The sequence below is a fragment of the Mesorhizobium sp. M0870 genome (assembly GCF_040319775.1).
Classification (GTDB): domain Bacteria; phylum Pseudomonadota; class Alphaproteobacteria; order Rhizobiales; family Rhizobiaceae; genus Mesorhizobium.
Window position 1 is genome coordinate 59,921 of the sequence record NZ_JAMYOI010000002.1, and the last position, 17,986, is coordinate 77,906.

Here is a 17,986-nt window from a genome sequence, read left to right on the forward strand (position 1 = left end):
CATGTTCAAACGACCGTCCACGCACTACGGCAAGTCCCCACAACCCGAGACGCCCTACCAACGCGCTGCCCAGGTCTGGGACGAGCGCATCGGTTCAGCCCGCGTGCAGGCGCGCAATTGGCGCACCATGGCCTTCGGTTGCCTGGCGCTCGCCGCGGGGTTCTCCACAGCACTCGTCTGGCAATCCGCCAGTGGCTCGATCGTGCCATGGGTGGTGCAGGTCGATCGTCTCGGCCAGGCGCAGGCTGTCGCCCCTGCGGTCGGCGACTATCAGCCGAACGATCCGCAGATCGCCTTCTACCTGGCGCACTTCATCGAACAGGTGAGGTCGATCCCCGCCGATCCGATCATCGTGCGGCAGAACTGGCTGCGCGCCTACGACTTCACGGCGCAGGGCGGGGCGCTGGCGCTCAACGACTATGCGCGCGCCAATGACCCGTTCACCAAGGTCGGCAAACAGCAGGTCGCCGTCGACGTTTCGTCGGTCATCCGCGCATCGCCGGCGAGCTTCCGAATCGCTTGGGTCGAACGCCGCTATCAGGACGGCTCACTCGCTTCCACGGAGCGCTGGTCCGCCATTCTCACCATTGTCGTGCAGCCCCCGCGCGACGCCGACGCGCTGAGGAAGAACCCACTTGGCATCTACATCAACGCCATCAACTGGTCGAAGGAGCTTGGACAATGACACCCGCACTCTTCAAAGCCGCCCGATGGGGGTGTCCGGCTTTCCTCATCCACGCAATGCCGGCTTTCCGCAAAATAGCCTTTCCAGCACTTCTGCTTTGCACTTCGGCGCTTGCAGGCTGTGCCACCAGGCAGAAGCCGCCGGAGATTTCCTATGACGATCCGGTCCCGGCCGTGCAGGCCGTCGATCCGCCCCCGCCTGTCAAGGTGGTGGAGCTGTCAAGGCCGCTGCCGCTTCCCGGCCAGTTGAAGCCGGTCGGCAAGGCCGCAAAGCCGGAGCCGGAACCGACCGATCCGACCGCGCGCGTGAACCTGGCCAATGCGGCCGCGCGCGTCCAGCCTGTGCGCAACGGGTTCATCAACTCGATGCAGGTCTATCCGTTCGTCGATGGCGCGCTCTATCAGGTCTATGCCTCGCCGGGGCAGATCACCGACATCGCGCTCCAGCCCGGCGAGCAGCTCGTCGGCTCCGGTCCCGTCGCCGCCGGCGACACCGTGCGCTGGATCATCGGCGATACCGAGAGCGGTACGGGCGGAGCCAAGCAAGTCCACATCCTCGTCAAGCCGACGCGCGCCGACCTTCTCACCAATCTCGTCATCAATACCGATCGGCGCACCTATCACATGGAACTGCGCTCGACGCCGTCGACCTATATGGCGTCGGTCTCCTGGCAATACCCGCAGGACCAACTCATCGCCTTGCGCAGGCAGAACCAGCAGGCTGAGGCTGCACAGCCGGTCTCGACAGGCATCGATCTCGCTCGTGTCAATTTCCGCTATGAGGTGACTGGCGATCGCGCACCGTGGCGGCCGCTGCGCGCCTTCGACGATGGCAAGCAGGTGTTCATCGAGTTCCCGCGGGGCATCGGCCAGGGCGAGATGCCGCCACTCTTCGTGGTTGGGCCGGAAGGCGACACGTCCGAACTAGTCAACTATCGCGTGCGCGGCAACTACATGATCGTCGACCGGCTGTTTGCCGCCGCCGAGTTGCGCTTCGGCGCCGGCAAGAACCAGAGGCGGGTCCGCGTCTCCCGCACCGATGGGGTAAGGAGCAGTCGATTTTCATGGATGCGTGGCCCTAGTGAGACCCCGACAGCGACATACCTGCGAACAGACAGGGGAGGGTCGTCATCATGAGCGACAAAATGGATCCCGGGAAGGAAGAAGGCCGGAGGCCGATGGATGACGCCCGGCCGGAGGCACCGGTCGAGGATGACGCCCGGCCGTTGACAGGCGAGGCGGCCGCAGCCATGCGGCTGCGCGCCGAGCCGCCGCGCGTGACGCGTCTGTCCCGCAAGGCGCTGGCCGGATTGGGGCTCGCCGCAAGCCTGACTGTCGGCGGCGCGCTGATTTATGCGCTGCAGAACCGTCAGCAAGGCCAGGGTCAGGAGCTCTATTCAACCGATAATCGTTCGACGCCCGATGGGCTTGCCGGCCTGCCAAAGGACTATGTGGGTGTTCCGAAGCTTGGCCCACCGCTTCCCGGCGATCTTGGCCGACCGATCCTCGCCGCGCAGAATGGCGTCCCCGCGCCATCGACAGGTCCCGTTGGACCGGACCCGGAAGAGCAGCGCCGGGAGCAGGAACTGGAAGCGGCAAGAACCGCGCGTCTGTTCGCGTCCACGCAAACACGGCCTGGGGATGAGGCGACCGCCGCTCAGTCTACAACAAACACCCTGCCACAGCCCGACCTTTCCAGCCTGGGCCTCGCGCCGCCAGCGGCGCCCTCGGCACAGGACCGCCAGCGAGCTTTCCTCGATCAGGCACCGGACAAACGCACCGTCTCGGCCGATCGCGTCGCGGCGCCGGCGTCGAAAAACGTCCTGCAGGCGGGCGCCGTCATCGCAGCCGCCCTCATCACCGGCGTTCGCTCCGACCTACCGGGTCAGATTACCGCGCAGGTAACGGAGAATGTCTATGACAGCCCCACCGGCCACATCCTTCTCATTCCGCAGGGGACGCGTCTCATCGGCCAGTATGACAATGGCGTCGGCTTCGGCCAGCGTCGCGTGTTGCTGGTCTGGACCAGGCTGATTTTTCCGAACGGCCGCTCCATCGTTCTGGAACGTGAGCCTGGAGCGGACGCCGAGGGCTATGCTGGCCTCGAGGACGGCGTCGATTATCACTGGGGCGAGCTGTTCAAGGCAGCAGCGCTTTCCACGGTTCTGAGCATCGGCGCGCAAGCAGGCTCATCGGGCGAGGAGAGCAACATCATGCGCGCTCTGCGCCAGGGCGCCTCGGACAGCATCAGCCAGACCGGCCAGCAGATCGTCCAGCGGCAGCTCAACATAGCGCCGACGCTCACCATCCGACCGGGATTCCCGGTGCGCGTGATCGTCACACGCGATCTCGTGCTCGAACCTTACGGAGCCTGAAAATGGCCAAGCTGAAACTGGGGCCAATCGCCGACGACAAGCCTGTCAAGGTCATGGTGGAGCTACCCGCTGCATTGCACCGTGACCTGACCGCTTATGCCGAGATCCTCGGCCGCGAAGCGGGGCAACGGCCAGCCGATGCGCCGCGCCTCATCGTTGCAATGTTGGAGAGATTCATTGCGACGGATCGGGGCTTTGCCAAGGCAAAGCGTTCGGAAGGTGGCTAGTGGCCGGGCGACTGAAGTGGAACCGCGTTAGTCGCGCCTCGGAGTCATGGCGTGACTTCAGAAATAGCGCCGCGGCGTCCCGAACTTCCTCCATTGACAGGGGTAGGCCCGGGTCGCGTTGCGGCCACCAGGTTTCTTGCGGTCCCAACCAGCCGCAGAAGCGCACGCTTTGGGTTCGATTCCAGCCACACTGCCTTGATCGAACTGATGCTGTTCTGACCGTCGATGGGTTTCCACACTGTAGCGTCGATGGCGACAGTCCTGGCAAAACCTTCGCCCGCCAGGGTAACGCCTTGACCGAGTTGCACCTTGAGGATGACAGTCGCTTCGCTCGCGCGACAGGTTTGAATGGCGGGGCCACCATCTGCGGCAATCTTTTCCAGCAAAACAGGATCCTGCGGCGATCCGACCGAAACCAGCAGACAAGTATCTGCAAGATCCCTCCATCTGATTGCCGGCCTTTCAGCGAGCGGATGGTCGCCCGGCAAGAGAACGAACAAGCGCTCGTGCCCAAATTGCTCGCTGCGGCATATGGCGCCGTTCCCGATCCCGTGCGTGAAGACGATGTCAAGGCGCCGGCGGCGTATTGCCGCCAGACACTGTTCATGGGGAACGTCCTCGATGGCGATGCTCACGTCCGGATGTAAGCTGCGAAATCGATCGACAAGGCGCGCCAGGAACGCCCGGCCTATCTGGCCGCACAACCCTACCTTGACTGTTTTGGCATCATGGTTGTCGCGACCACCTCCGGCCATGGCATCTTGCAAGCCCTCATAATGAGCCCGGACGAGGTCAGTCCAGGCCCGGCCTGCTTCGGTTAGCCGAACACCATGGACGTCGCGATCAAACAACTGCATGTCGAGCAATTGTTCGAGAGCAACGATGTTGCGGCTGACACAGGATTCCCTCACTCTGAGAACTCTTGCGGCCTGCCTGAGGCTACCATGGTCGACAGCTGCGAAGACATGGTCCAAACGGCGCAACGTGTTGTTGACCTGTCTCAAGGCACAGGAGCCTATTCCTGCGCGGCGGCGACGCTAACCGGCAGGGTCGGATACAAGCTGGTTTCGTAGACGTACTCGTGCGGAATGGCTGGAGCGGCCATCTGGGAAAGGTATCGGTTCAGGTTTTCCTCGCTATTGCTCGCCGCGAGGCTACAGAAATTTCCGCTGTTCCAGGTCAGGGCGCAGTACCTGAAATGCGCGCGTGTGGCGCCGGCCATCTCCGCCAAAGTCACCTCATTGCCGAACATCGTGTCCAGAACGAGGGTTTGCTTTTTCTCGATTTCGTCTGGGGGAAAATAGCGCGCCTTGAAGCCCAAATCCTTCTGGTATTCGCGACGCCTGTAGTCGGGCTCCTCTGTAGCCCGGAACTTCTCGACGAAGACAAAGATTCCGTCCGGCTTGAGGTGCTGGGTCACGAACTCGATCTGTCCCGCTCTGTTGGGCGAGTACATCTGAAAGGTCGTATCTTCCAGAATGATATCGAAACCGTCAGCGAAATTTGCCAGTCGCGGATCAGAACGCAGGACGTCCTTCGTCAAATGATGAAAGGGGCCGACGAAAAAGTCCGCGTGCGGCGGTTCGCCATAGGCCATGAAGCAATTGTAGTTCTCCGCGTTCGGGCTGCACGACAGTGAGCGTACCTTTCCATCGGACAGTTCCGACAGTGTTCTCGCCATCGTGCCTTCCGCTGTTCCAAGGCTGTAGAGCGCAAGCGGAGCGCCACGCTGCCGTGCGTATTTCAGCACTGCGTAGGCCGTCCGGCACTCTTCCTCCAATCTGTAGGGAATGCTGCCGTGATAGTGCTGGTCAAAAAAGCCTTGGCGAGTCGCGTGCAGGGCAACCAGATCGCGTAGAAGGTCATCGCTCGGCAGAAGGCGGGCGTCGGCGACGGGCTTGCGGATTGGCATCCCGCTCTTGCCAGCGGCGGTCGCGGCGAAAAAGCCGGCTAGTCCGTTGATCCGTGGGCCATGGTCGCACTCAGCCAGGAAGTCGTCGAGTCCACGCATCGCAGTATGCCTCCAGCACCGTTCCGTTGGTGAGATGCCGATACGTCGATGGGGGAAATTCCACTAAGATAAGTGGGGTCTAATATTTCGCCTTGCTCAAGTATTGGCTGAGCCAACTGGTAGGCCTGCCGGATGCAGGCGGCTTTCACTCGTTTGCCATTTTTTCGCTAAAGTCACATCTTCTACCAATCCAGAGTTATTTGCGTGTTGTTCAGCAACCCATGGTTCGCCACATCATGCGACGACTGGCCACTCGCCAGTAAGGAGGCTGTCGATACGTGAATACTCTTGCGCTCGACCCGACCGAGAATCGCCGTTCACAGCACCAATCGCTTGCCCACAAGTATGAGAATTGGGGGAGCGTGCGGGCGGACGTGGTCAAAAGAACCGGGCTCGAGCGCCAGGAGACAAGGCTCCTCCAGCCAAACCATGTGTTCTTGATGAACCTGAAGGGCACGGCGTCCCGCGGAGAAGACATTGTGGATGGGCGCCGGATTGCCTTTTTGCCGCGCCGGGCCGGTTCGATCATCTTCATGCCCGCGGGCAGTGATTGGAATGGGTGGGACGAGGGGGACGCGACCGCTTCCTACCTCCTGGTCTCAATTGAAAAAGGGTTCGCCGACGAGGTGTTTGCGGGAATGGCTCGCCATCGCCCGGCAGTGCTGTCGCCTTCGATCGGATTTCGGGACGGCACTGTAGAGTTGGCGTTGCAGAGGATTGCCTTGGAGCTCAAGCAGCCTGACCAAATCAGCGCAACGATGGTGGAGAGCCATGCCACGCAATTGCTCGGGCAAATGTTCAGGTTGAACGGCGTCCATCAGGAACCGGTAAAAGGCGGTTTGTCATCGTTCGATCTCAAGCGCGCGGTGGCAATGATCGAGGCGTTGTCGGACGGCAGGCCTACGCTCGCCGATCTGGCAAAAGAGGTTGGGGTTAGCCGGTTCCATTTCTGGAGGGCCTTCAAGCAGTCGACAGGCATGACGCCGCACGCATTCATTGCGCAGCGACGGTTGGAGCAGTCCGCGGACATGCTGCGATCGACCAATTTGTCGGCGACGGAAATCGCGATGGAATGTGGTTTCGGCAGCTCGAGCCATTTCACGACCGCCTTTAAGCGGGCGTTCGGCGCGGCGCCCACGGAATTTCGTCGTAACTGCAGAATCTAGGCCGCCGCTTGTCGGTTCTCAGCAAGTATCGGAAATCCCCAACATCACAGTAAAGCAGGCTTGGCGGAAGAAGGTATCCATCGGCGGTCAGCCCGGATACGCCGCTCATGTCAAACCTGCTTCGAAATCATCATGCCAAAGGACGGGCCGGCCTGTCCGATCCCTGCCTCGGATTCCTGGCCAGCACGCTATCGGCGGCTGTTGCCCGAAACAGCTACTACATCGCCTCCGCCTGGATTCTCCTCGAGCGTGGATACGGAACTGCCGGCGTGGCGACGTTCCTTGCGATCGTCAGCGTTGTCGAATTCATCGCGAGCCCTGTGGCCGGCGTAGCGGCGGATCGATTTGACAGGCGATGCTTGAACGTTGCGGCAGACCTCAGCCGCTTCCTCGTTGTGCTGGCTACCGCTTGCGCGCTCCTCTACATGGACGTGTTTCTGATCATCTGCCTGTCAGCGGCCCTCTTTTCGTTTTGCGACCGTGTCGCGCTAACGAGCTCTCAATCAATGATCCCCGTGATAGCTGACGGCCGCGATCTTGTAGCCACGAATTCCGCCGTCTTCTTCGTCATGCAGTTCGGCAACCTCGGCGCTGCTCTGCTTGCAGGGCCTTTGCTGCATGAGCGCTCCCCAGCCCTGCCATTCACCGTTCTTGCTGCCTTCTTCCTGTTTTCAGCGGGCTGCCTAGCCATGATGCGGCTGGAACCGGTTTCGCGCGATGTCCGCATCGCCAAAATCTCGGCAGCCCAAATCGATCTGAGCCTGCGGCGTCTCATTGTCGTCTACGCACTTCTCTATACAAGCGCGGTGCTTGTCAGCGTCATGGGATCTAGCTTCGTCTTCCAGGAGCAGAAGGGTACTGCCGTGGATTTCGGCTACCTCGAGGCTGCATGGTCGGCGGGCTCACTGATCGGCGCGGTCTCTCTATTCCGAATTGAAAGAGCGATGAGTAGCCACGCGCGGCATCTCATGCTTTTGAGCTTAACGGCGCTGGGCCTCATGGCGCTGACATCTCTGCCCACGCCTTGGACAGTGATCCTTTTTGCCGCCCTCGGATTTCTATACAATCTTGGACGCGTCAGCGTTGAAGTCACATTGCAGTCGTGTGTATCGGTTTATCTGTTGGGCCGGGCAAAAGGCATTATGCATAGTGTGGCCGTAGTGCTCGGATTACTCGTCTTCGGCATCGCCGCCGCAGTAGGAGATCGAGCGCTTCCTTCGACGATTTTCTTCAGCTTTGGCGTGGCGCTCCTCTTCAGTATTTTGTGGTTGAGCGTCGGTGTAATTCAGACACAAGAAAAAGGTGAAACGTGAGGTGGAAGAGCTAACAGCGGGCGTAGATGCGAAACAGGCAGTCCTGGGGTCGCTGACGGCACTCTACCCCTGGATGAGCCCATACCATTCCCGGCCGATCCGCGATTATGCGTCTCGCCTGTTTACGGCGCCGGCTTCGGTTCCCATGCCAGAAATCCGGCTCCGAGCCTTCACCAAACTGCTTGACATCATCAGGAAGGCAGCGACACGAAACGGGTTGTCTGCCGATACCGCCTTGGAAATCTGCAGGGATTTCGAAAGGCGCCGTGTGTTGCAGACAGGCCCCCATTTGCTTCTCCTCATGGAACCGGAAGCCTATTACACGCATATCTTCAGCCTCCTTGGTCTCTCGGCACATGGCTGTTCGACCTACGTTTCCTACGCCGTTTCGACGGTGAATCTCGTTGAAAAGCCACGCAAGGGGCCAGGCTGGCTCACTGTCGACGGGAAGCCGATCAACGTCTTTGGCCTGAGCCGAAGCCGGATGATCGGATACAGCCTGCTAGCCGGGCCGGGACCCTATAGGTTCGAGTTGTTGCCGACGGAGCCAAACACTGCGGGAGACGCGCTCACGCTGCTTCGTAGCCTTCTGCCGAAGACGCAATTCGAGCGGCCCGCGCACGCCATCAAGGCAGCCAATCTCATCCTTTGGCCAAAAATGTTCGGAGGCCGCTTTGCATTCCTGCAGATCGACGACGAGGATATTGCCGACCTGGTGGCGGACCATCTGTCCGACGCAGATTCCTGGCTACGCATGAGACTTCTAGAAGACCCGAAGTTCGCTTCCAATATCCTTGCCGGCCTCGACCGGCTCGCGTCCGGCCCCTGGAGTGGCTGGCTCGCGCGCGGTACCGATTTCTTCTGGCTCTATGAAAATGGCAAACGCCTTCCGCTGCGTCTGGTCGCCGGAGAACTCATCGATCCGGCGACCGGTATAAAGGTGGCGTGCTTCACAGCCCCCGACATTCTCGAGCGGCTGGCAAACCGCAGCCTTGTCCCGAATCTCCTGCTGATGTTTCTGGTTTCGTCGATCCTACCCGGCGTGCGCGCGCTTGGAGGCAGCTATCAGCCGATCTACTACCCCCTGATGCGCTATGTCGTCTGCCGGGCGCTCGAGGCCGCAGGCGTGGATGTCGACCTGCGGCAGGCTCTCGCAGCCGACGACGTACCGGGCGCTTGGGGACATCGGGTAATCGAGTGTGATGGTGATCCGCTTGAGCTGTTCCTAAATGGCAGGAACGGCGCGATGAGTGATCTTATCGACCGCTTGGGCGACATTTCCTTCGCCGAGGCATGTGGAAGCATGAAAGGCTTCGTGACTGACCCGTCGTGGCATGAACTTCACAGCCGGCTGCGGCAGGGGTTGGTCACGCCAGCCGATGAGGAATGGGCTTTTTCCTGAAATGTTTTATGCGATCTAGCAGTTGGGGGTACGCCGGTTGCGAATGGCTACTTCGCGCCTCAAGTCGGCCATTGAGGTGACTGTTGCCACTGCCTGAAAGCAGACATTGTTGGCGACCACGCTGGAGGTCGCGGTTGCGCCACAAGCAATCGTTTCCGCGCCGATCGCAGCCATTCGCTATCGCAACGCCACCGCCCTAGCCTAACACATGACCCCTGTTGGCGTGTCCGATCGAAGGCGTCGGTACGGCTGTACAAGGCGCGAGCCGTCAATGAGGCGTCTACCGCCCGGACCGGTTTGTTGCCAGAATGATCCATGCTCCGGGCGCAGGAGCTAGAGCAGACAGCCTGTCACGTTCGCATAACGCCTCCAACCGCAGATCTAGCGAAATGGACCTCTAGGCGCACTAGCAGGAGATCTATAATAAACCGGGCGAGCGTCTGCGCCTTCCCCAATTTTACCCATCTCTCTATTCGACTGGGGTGCATCTCGGGACCACGCGGAATTTACAGAGATCCCGATTCAAGCGCAGGTGATAAAATTGTGCCTCTATTGCACTTGGATATCTTTCAGGACATTATAGAATTTCCAAGCCGTTAACACCGTATGCTCAAGCGCAAATGGTAAATAGGGAGATCGCTTATGTGGTCTGCTTGCCGCTCTTGGATCGTGTTCGTCACTCTCCTGCCGGTGTTATTCGCAACGCCAGCGGCTGCTAGTTGTCCGGACTGTAACGACGAACATTGCGTCTTTGGCGCCTGCGGATGCGTGCCGCGAATCGGCTGCGTTATCCCGGTCCCCATTCCTGGCACCACGAAGCCTGGCTCGCTGGTTCCGGATTCGCCAGTGCCGTTGCCTCCGTCGATCCAAGAGAAAGTCGACGAGCTCGGCGAGGACGCAACGCGCACAGTCCAGCAGCTCGGAGGCGACACGCTGACGACCATCCAAAAAGCTGCCGGCGACACGGTCCGGACATTGCAGCAAGCCAATGGGGACGTCTTTGCGACGGTTCAACAGGCCGGCAAGGATGCTATCACCACGACCTACAAAGCAGCAGGCGACGCGGCCGCGACTTATGTCAAGGCGTGGCGCGACGTCGGTGAGCAGGGAAAGCGCAGTTTTGATGATGCTGTTGATGCCGGCAAGGCGGTGGGCCACTTTGTAGAACATCAAGCCAAGGCTGATGTCGATGCCGCAAACAGTGCCGTTAAGCGAGTGCAAGACGGAAAAGTTGTCGACGCCATGTGGGGACTCGGTACGGAGCCACTCAAGTCCGGCGAAGAGAACTTCGCTAAAGCAACGCAGGAGAGCAAGGTGATCAATGCCGCTGCAGCGGCGGCGGCAACCGCTTATGGCGGGCCCGCCGGTGCCGCCGCATATGCCGCCTGGTCGACCTATCGCCAAACGGGCAACGCTGACATGGCACTACGCGCCGGACTGTTGGCTGCAGTAACCTCGCAGACTGGCTCATCAATCGGGCAGATGCCGACCGGTACCACCGGCGAGATCATTAAGAAGGCTGCCATGGCCGGCGCCGCGGGCGGTGTCGCAGTTGCCGCTGCAGGCGGTGACGAGCAAGCGATTAAAGACGGATTCCTGAAGTCAGCGGGCGCCGTACTCGTCCAAGGGGGAACTGACAAGCTGAAGGCGTTTTCTCCGGAAGCCAAGGACGCATATGACACTGTCCAATGTATTTCGGCTCGCGACGTCGACTGCTTGTCGAACACAACATGGGCACGGGATGCTCAAGGTAAGATCCTAAATGATGAAAAAACGGGCAAGCCAAGGATCGATACCAGCCAGATTGACCCCGACAACTACATAGGAAAGTGGAGTCAGTTTGACCCGCAGTCGGTGGAGGGCCAGGTGAATGCCATCATCGCGCAAACCTCAAAACTCCCTAAAACGGAGGCAATACCCATTTTGGACAACAAGTGGGTTCTGACCTGGACGCTAGGCAAGGAACAACACATCAAGAAGGAAAAGCCTACTGTAGTGCTCACCTATGTCGGAGACGACCCTCCGTTTGTTTCTACGGTTACCTACGGCGACGCGGCTACCGAAGCCGCGGGTTCCCAGCCGCCGGGAGAGGATGCAAGGCCGGACACTGGTGATAAGCTAGTCGCCTACTACGAAAAGCCTGCCGATAGAAAGAGAGTAATAGACGCCTTTGAGAAGAATTCGATCGAGTACACTAAACTTGACTATGTCGGTCCAGAACATGCGAAAACTTTGTCAAATGCCTTGATCTGCGGACCAAATACGCGCATTGCAGATCTAAAAAAGGTAGCACTTTCACTGATGAGTGCGGGCGTAGATATAAAGTACATTGGAACGAAATCGGCGAATAAACCTGGCCAAATATCCGTATTAAATCTTCAGAGAAAAAAATTGACTATAAACACACCGAACATTACACGAAAGCAGGTAAATGAACTTACTACATGTCCTGCGTCATTGAAGAATTACTAAATGCGAAGCTTCCTCTCCCCGAACGTCGCGAGTTCTTGTGTCCGCTGTGGGTAGATAGTGTTGAAAAAGTCCGCGTCGCGGTCGCCCGTGGCACTTTCGTAGTATGGCGTTCCGCGGAGACCCAAAAATTGAATCCTGATTCCATGCAATGCGCCCGGGTGGACCTGGATTCTAATATCGGTGGCGACTTTGCGGTGCGCCGGACTTTTTCAACACTATCGGTAGAAACCAGACTCCAGGTGTCGCTTGCCCGAAATATCCGTAATGAGGCGCGGCCGTTTGCGCCGTGGACGAGCGTCGGTTCGGGCCAGACCCAGACATCACACCGGCCGACCTAAACGTCTGCTTTCGCAGGGCGGTTCTTGAAAACTGCCCGTTCGCTTCCGTGAAGAGTTTCGGGCGCCGGCAGGCGTACGAAAGTCCCCGAGGAAGGAACCCGTGGGCCACAGTCGATAGCTATGGGGATTTTTGATTTCGGCTGATGTCAGGGATGGCGTGACCGCCGCCGGCAAGCGCCGGGATGGATGCGGATAGGCCTCGTCGTTGCGCCTCCGCGCGGTATTGCCGGCCGGCACGCGGCTGGTTGCGGCCCTGTCGACATCGATGAGCACAAATGACATGCGTGGGTCCGTTGCCGGAGGCTGGGTGCCTGCGGCTGAACGCTGGATGATGCCATGCCGGGTCATGGACACTTCTCCCGGTTTGTCGTCGGGGCATCCGGCGGTCCACGCGGTTGCTTCCACCGTTCGAACATCTCGATGACAATCATGCGTCCGCCACAGCAGGGGCATGGCGGGTGAAAGTCGTCCGGTTCGTCGGGGTCGCCGGGGTCGGGCGACGCGGCGACGCCCAGCAGTTCGCGCGCCAGCGCGAGGCTGGCCTTTCGAGCGGAACCGGCGAGCAAGCCGTAGTGCCGGATGCGATGGAAGCCGCGTGGCAACATGAAGCAGGAAGCGGCGAATGAACTCGTCGGTCGCGAGGGTCATGACCTGCTGGCGATCGGCGCCGTCGCGGCGGTAGTCCTTGTAGCGGAAGGTGACGCCGCTCTCGTCGAAGTCGATCAGGCGACTGTTCGAGATCGCGACCCGGTGGGTGTAGCGCGACAGATAGGCGAGCACCGCTGCCGGGCCGGCGAAGGGCGCCTTGGCGTAGACCACCCAGCGCTTCTTCCGGGCTGGTGACAGGTGGCGCAGGAATGCCTGGCGCTCGACGAGATGCGCCATCGATCCGAAGAAGCTGAGCCGGTCCGCCTCGTGCAGCGCGATCAGCCTGTTGAGGAACAACCGACGAAACAGCTTGCCGAGCACGCGTGCCGGGAGCAGGAAGGCCGGACGCGACGAGACCCAGCGGCTTCCGTCCGGCGCGATGCCGCCGCCCGGCACGATCATGTGGACGTGCGGATGGTGGGTCAGCGCCGAGCCCCATGTGTGGAGCACAGCGGTGATTCTGATGCGCGCGCCGAGGTGCCTGGGATCTGCCGCGATCGTCAGCATCGTCTCCGACGCAACCTTGAACAGCAGGTCGTAGACCAGCGCCTTGTTGTGGAACGCGATACCGGCGACCTCGGCGGGCAGCGTGAACACGACGTGGAAGTAGCCGACAGGCAGCAGGTCGGCTTCGCGCTCGGCGAGCCATGTCCGCGCGGCCGCGCCCTGGCACTTGGGACAATGCCGGTTGCGGCAGGAATTGTAGGCGATGCGCCATTGGCCACAGTCCTCGCAGGCTTCGACATGCCCGCCGAGGGCGGCGGTGCGACATTGCTCGATCGCAGACATGACCTTGAGCTGGGCGAGGCTCAGATGACCTGCATGGGCGGCGCGGTAGGGTGGCCCGGCAGCACGGAAGATGTCGGCAACCTCGATCGAGGCGCGCACGCTCAGCCGTCGGGCGAGATCTCTCCCGGCTTGAACAGGCCGAGCTTGTCGAGCGGGCTCGTGACGGTGCGCACCGTGCGGGTTGCAACCTTGGTGTCGAAGGCGGTGCTATTTAGCTTGGCGTGCCCGAGCAGGACCTGGATGATCCGGATGTCGGTGCCGTCCTCCAGCAGGTGGGTGGCGAAGCTGTGGCGCAGCGTGTGCGGCCCGACCCGCTTGGCGATGTCGGCGGCCTGCGCTGCCTCAACGACCACGCGATAGAGCTGCCGCGTGCTGATCGGCTTCATCGCGTGCTGTCCGGGAAACAGCCAGCCGTCGCGATGCATTACGCCCTGCTGCCGCCCCACCCTCCACCATTGCCGCAAGAGAGTGAGCAGGTCCTCCGAGAGCATGGCGTTGCGATACCGACCGCCCTTGCCACGTTCCACGCGCAGCAGCATGCGCTCGCTGTCGACGTCGCCGACCTTCAGCGTCGACACCTCCGCAACGCGCAGGCCCGCGCCATAGGCAACCGACAGTGCGGCCTGGTGCTTAAGGCAGGTGGTGGCGTTGAGCAGCCGGGCGACCTCGTCGCGACTGAGCACCACGGGCAGGTTGCGCGGATGCGCCAGCCGGACGAGCCGGCGCGCCAGATCGGGACGATCGACCGTATGCGTGAAGAAGAAGCGTAGCGCCGACACGATGCTGTTCATCGTCGGCACGGAACGCCGTCTTCCTGCTGGTCGATCTGGAACCGACGTAGGTCGTCGGCGGCCGCTGTGTCTGGTGAACGCCCGAGGAATGTCGCCAGGCGTCCGATATCGCGGAGATAGTTGCGTTGCGTCTCGCGTGAGAAACGCCGCATGTTCATGTCGTCGATCAGCCGCTGGCGCAACGGGCTGATCGAAGCTTCGAGAACTGGATGAGGCATGGTCAGGCTCCTTGTTGAAGAAGCCTGTGATGCTCTGCCGCTGCCGAACCCCGCTCAACGCAGGCGCGACGACCGGTTCTTGATCTACCTCAACCGCAGGCGCCCCTCCCGCGCAGCGGGTTCGTTCATCGGCCCATTGCGACCATTCTGGAGAAGTCCGCGACGACGAGCGCGCTGCTGCTGATCTTCGCAGGTCCCGACATCATGCTGGCCTTGCCGGCAGGGCCAGATCCCGCGGAGGAGCACAGGCGCGAAGTCTTGCGGAAGGGCCGGGCGAACACGAAGCCGCGAAGGTTGAAGGCGGCCGGCGCGGGCTCGGCGGCTCGGTTGCCAGATGGTTCGCGTTGTTCACAGGTCACCCTGTGCCATGTTAAGCGTTGGCTCATGGGGCAGGAGAGCAAAGACGTGGGGTGGCGACCGCCGATGGCTTTTGCAGCGATAGCGGTGGCAACATTCGTCGCTCACCGGCTGTGGCCCTCATTTTGTCCGGCTGCGCCGAATGAGACGATGATAGCATGCGCGCGAGAATGGATAGGTGCACTGAGCGGCTGGTTTGCATTTGCTGCGGCCGCGGCCAGCATCCCTTATTTGATCCGCCAATGGCAGGAAGCGCGAAAGCAAACACGCTTCATCATAGGGGACGATGATCCCACTCTCGACGTGGTCGAGCATCTTCAAGAAGAAAACCGATTGGTGGTCCGCATTGTGAACTGGAATCGCAGAGCCGTTTTTGTGACCGGAATCTCTGCTTCCACGAAGACGCGACCAGAGCACATGGATGGCGACATAGGAATCTGGCAAGTCGAGACCATTGACGGCGTATCAGAAGGGGGGGAATTCCCGATCCAAATCAACGGATGGGAGCACCGTGGCGGCCGACCTCGATTTGCACGCATTGATCTACTCCTGCTGCGCAGGATTTCGGCAAAAGAACCAGGCTCGTATAGAGACGAGCAAGTTCCTTTCCCGCGCGACGCGAAGATCGCGGCAAAGATGCGTATGCTGGGGAACGTGCATCGCATTTTCGAGCTTGACGCCGATGCTTTTCCACAAGAGTAGGAATGGGAAAGTGCAGGGCATCGTAGGATAAAACGGAACGAAGTAGAGGTCAGATCCTGGTTCGTGCTCGGCGGCCCGTAGGTCGATGAACGTTCGATATTCGCGTTCGTATTCCCAAGCCTTGAATTTCACATGAAGAAGTCTCTTTAGCGATCCTTCGTCAAGCTGGTCGAAGGACGTTATGCCAAATTCCTTCAGTGCGGGTCTTTCGTCTACATACTCAACTGGTTCGAAGTCGGCTGGCTGCAGGATGTCGAAACCTAGACAAGCCCCTGGTGCTTTTCGGCGTAATGTCCCCACAGCAAGGGATGAGACCAATCGGTACCGAGGCAGATCAAACCGAAGTCTCGGTCGACTTCTGCCTTATATTTGGCCATGCGACGCCGTTCTGCGGGATCGTCAAAACAATCAGAGGTCGGACTAGCTTTGGGGCAACCCCCGAGCCTATGCCTCTGATAGTTGACGTTCGTCCCTGATTGAGGACGAAATGTCTTCCAAGACCTTCTCCATCGAGGAGATCCGGGGCAGCCATAGGTGCCCAACTCCAAATCAGTTCAGGACTCCTGCCGGGATATAGTGCTTGAATGCTCGAGCACGATATGCGGTCCTGGACCAGGCGGCAGGGGGTATATTGCCGATCAGATTGATATGAATGGGCTTGATCTTCTTTCCGCAAGCGCGTATATACCCATTATTGAGTTTATACGCTAAAGGAAGTTATGCCGGATATCTCGGAAAAGCAGCGCCAGACTATCAAGGCACTTCGCTCTGCCCTACTGCAGGTCGGAGAGGATATGACCCTGCCGACGCTTTCGGCCCTGCTGACAGTTGCGATCGAGCCAGGCATTTCGGTGAATGAGCTGGCCGATCGGATCGGCGTCCCTCAGCAGTCGGCTAGCCGATATTCGTCGATCCTTCTCGCTCGATACCAAAGCGCCATCGGGGGGGAGCCAAAGTCCCCTCTGATTCTACAAGAGGTCAATCCAGACGAACCGCGAAAGCGAGCGCTTTACTTAACTCCAAAGGGCCAGGCGATGGTTTCGAGAATCAGTGAGGTACTAGACGATGACGGAAAGGAATGATGTTGTGAGCGCTGCCGACAAACTTCAGAGCCTGGACCTTCCGAATGGATGGAAGGTGGTACGTCATCTTGCTCGAAATCCTAACGGTACGGGAGGCACTTTCTCACAGAGCTATGTCGTTGAGAAAGACGGAAAAGAGGGCTTCCTCAAAGCCTTCGATTTTTGGCAGGCCTTCGAGGCGGGAGTCGACACGTCGGAGGCCATCCAAATACTGACATCCGCTTACAACTACGAGCGGGAGGTCTTGGCGCATTGCGGAGATCGAGGATTGTCTAACGTTGTGCTGGCAATTGATCACGGCAGCGTTCAGGTGCCGGATATGGGCGCGATGGAGGGTCGTGTCTTTTATCTCATTTTCGAGATGGCTGCTGGAGATGTCCGCGTTCAGATGGACGTAAAAAAGGCGTTCGACGCGGTTTGGTGCGTGGCGGCGTTGCGGGACATAAGTCTCGGCCTATGGCAGGTTCATCGTGAAATGATTGCGCACCAAGATGCTAAGCCGTCGAATGTTCTCACCTATGCAGGACCCGTGTTCAAGGTCGCGGATTTCGGGCGTTCTTCTCGTCGCGGGCGTCCGGCGCCACATGATCATCTAGCGGTGGCTGGTGATGGCGGGTATGCGCCCCCAGAACTGCTCTATGGCTTCGTACACCCCGAATTCATCCCACGCAGAGTTGGATGCGATCTTTATATGCTGGGAAATCTAGCCGCGTTCCTTTTCTCGGGAGTCAACATGACGGCTCGTTTGCTTGCACATCTTGATCCACAGCAGCATCCCGATAACTGGAATGGAACTTATGAAGGTGCACTGCCATATCTCAGCAACGCCTTCACAAGCGTTCTCAAAGAATTGCAGCCACTCATCGACGAACGGATCAGGTCAGAAGTTATGGATCTTATTCGCCAACTCTGCGATCCAAACTTGAGCCAGCGCGGGCACCCGCGTGGTCTCGGAAGACATAGTCAGTACTCGCTTGAAAGGTATGTCTCTCAACTGGACCTCTTGGCAAAGAAACTGGCAATAAGGATCCGGATCGAGAAGGCAGCATGAACCCCACAGGGTGGCAATCTCGTCGCTTGGTTCCGCGCTGGAGAAGCTTGATCGACACTCTCCAAAGTGGCGAACTTGGATCGCCAAAGCGAGAAGACAAAAGTCCCATGTCGACAAGTGCCGACATGCTGACTCGGCTTGAGCGATGGAGGCTGACTCCGAATCTCGTCAGGGCGGCAGAGGTCGTGGAGGGAGCGATCGTAGGGGGCCGGGAGCGTGAGGGTCTAGAAGCCGCTCGGCACCTTTTATCCGAAAACTCAACCGCTACTCCCCTCATCAAGGCACAAGCTGCATCGCTATTGGTCCGCGCAGGCCGAGACGATGAGGTCCCAGAACAGTACCGTCTGCCAACAGCGATAC

The 17,986-nt window shown here is 59.8% G+C and carries 13 protein-coding genes and 2 pseudogenes; 11 read left to right on the top strand and 4 right to left on the bottom strand.

Annotation, left to right across the window (positions count from 1 at the left end):
- The first annotated feature begins 1 nt into the window (after nt 1).
- Genes trbF through NKH97_RS03365 form a run of 4 tightly spaced genes read left to right on the top strand, consistent with a single transcriptional unit; the run spans nt 2 to nt 3,286 of the window.
- Entirely contained in the window at nt 2–685 is a 684-nt protein-coding gene (gene trbF / locus NKH97_RS03350) for a conjugal transfer protein TrbF (RefSeq protein ID WP_352795374.1), read from the top strand.
- Nucleotides 682–1,821: a P-type conjugative transfer protein TrbG gene (gene trbG / locus NKH97_RS03355; protein ID WP_352795376.1), complete on the top strand. Its 1,140-nt coding sequence runs from the start codon at nt 682–684 to the stop codon at nt 1,819–1,821. The genes trbF and trbG overlap by 4 nt, the downstream gene beginning before the upstream one ends.
- Nucleotides 1,818–3,059: a TraB/TrbI/VirB10 family type IV secretion system protein gene (locus tag NKH97_RS03360; protein WP_352795378.1), complete on the top strand. Its 1,242-nt coding sequence runs from the start codon at nt 1,818–1,820 to the stop codon at nt 3,057–3,059. The genes trbG and NKH97_RS03360 overlap by 4 nt, the downstream gene beginning before the upstream one ends.
- 2 nt (nt 3,060–3,061) lie before the next feature.
- Nucleotides 3,062–3,286, top strand: a complete 225-nt coding sequence (locus NKH97_RS03365; RefSeq protein ID WP_352795380.1) for a DUF2274 domain-containing protein — start codon at nt 3,062–3,064, stop codon at nt 3,284–3,286.
- Nucleotides 3,287–3,330: 44 nt separating this feature from the next.
- Here the strand turns inward: NKH97_RS03365 and NKH97_RS03370 are convergent, their stop codons facing one another.
- Nucleotides 3,331–4,290, bottom strand: coding sequence for a LysR family transcriptional regulator (locus NKH97_RS03370; protein ID WP_352795382.1), 960 nt, complete (start codon nt 4,288–4,290; stop codon nt 3,331–3,333).
- An 11-nt stretch (nt 4,291–4,301) separates the two neighbouring features.
- Nucleotides 4,302–5,297 (bottom strand): class I SAM-dependent methyltransferase, encoded by a 996-nt coding sequence (locus tag NKH97_RS03375; RefSeq protein ID WP_352795384.1) that lies wholly within the window; start codon nt 5,295–5,297, stop codon nt 4,302–4,304.
- 278 nt (nt 5,298–5,575) lie between these two features.
- On the opposite strand from NKH97_RS03375, the gene NKH97_RS03380 reads away from it, so the two are divergent.
- The 4 genes from NKH97_RS03380 to NKH97_RS03395 all read left to right on the top strand — a co-directional run bounded on the left by NKH97_RS03380 (nt 5,576) and on the right by NKH97_RS03395 (nt 11,650).
- Nucleotides 5,576–6,463: a helix-turn-helix transcriptional regulator gene (locus tag NKH97_RS03380; RefSeq protein WP_352795385.1), complete on the top strand. Its 888-nt coding sequence runs from the start codon at nt 5,576–5,578 to the stop codon at nt 6,461–6,463.
- 107 nt (nt 6,464–6,570) lie between these two features.
- Nucleotides 6,571–7,776, top strand: coding sequence for an MFS transporter (locus NKH97_RS03385; protein ID WP_352795387.1), 1,206 nt, complete (start codon nt 6,571–6,573; stop codon nt 7,774–7,776).
- Complete coding sequence (locus NKH97_RS03390) at nt 7,766–9,178, top strand: hypothetical protein (RefSeq protein ID WP_352795389.1); 1,413 nt, start codon at nt 7,766–7,768, stop codon at nt 9,176–9,178. Before NKH97_RS03385 ends, NKH97_RS03390 begins: the two co-directional genes overlap by 11 nt.
- 846 nt (nt 9,179–10,024) lie before the next feature.
- Nucleotides 10,025–11,650: a hypothetical protein gene (locus tag NKH97_RS03395; RefSeq protein ID WP_352795391.1), complete on the top strand. Its 1,626-nt coding sequence runs from the start codon at nt 10,025–10,027 to the stop codon at nt 11,648–11,650.
- Nucleotides 11,651–12,332: 682 nt separating this feature from the next.
- Here the strand turns inward: NKH97_RS03395 and NKH97_RS03400 are convergent.
- Nucleotides 12,333–13,524: pseudogene (locus NKH97_RS03400) on the bottom strand (IS91 family transposase).
- 2 nt (nt 13,525–13,526) lie between these two features.
- A pseudogene (locus tag NKH97_RS03405) lies at nt 13,527–14,434 on the bottom strand (tyrosine-type recombinase/integrase).
- A 423-nt stretch (nt 14,435–14,857) separates the two neighbouring features.
- Between NKH97_RS03405 and NKH97_RS03410 the strand changes: the two are divergent.
- From NKH97_RS03410 to NKH97_RS03415, 3 genes are all read left to right on the top strand, one after another.
- Complete coding sequence (locus NKH97_RS03410) at nt 14,858–15,493, top strand: hypothetical protein (RefSeq protein WP_352795393.1); 636 nt, start codon at nt 14,858–14,860, stop codon at nt 15,491–15,493.
- Between the two features lie 794 nt (nt 15,494–16,287).
- A complete protein-coding gene (locus NKH97_RS33280; protein ID WP_502897065.1) occupies nt 16,288–16,575 on the top strand; it encodes a MarR family winged helix-turn-helix transcriptional regulator in 288 nt (95 codons plus the stop codon).
- 4 nt (nt 16,576–16,579) lie between these two features.
- Nucleotides 16,580–17,626 (top strand): protein kinase domain-containing protein, encoded by a 1,047-nt coding sequence (locus NKH97_RS03415; RefSeq protein ID WP_352795395.1) that lies wholly within the window; start codon nt 16,580–16,582, stop codon nt 17,624–17,626.
- Nucleotides 17,627–17,986 lie beyond the last annotated feature (360 nt).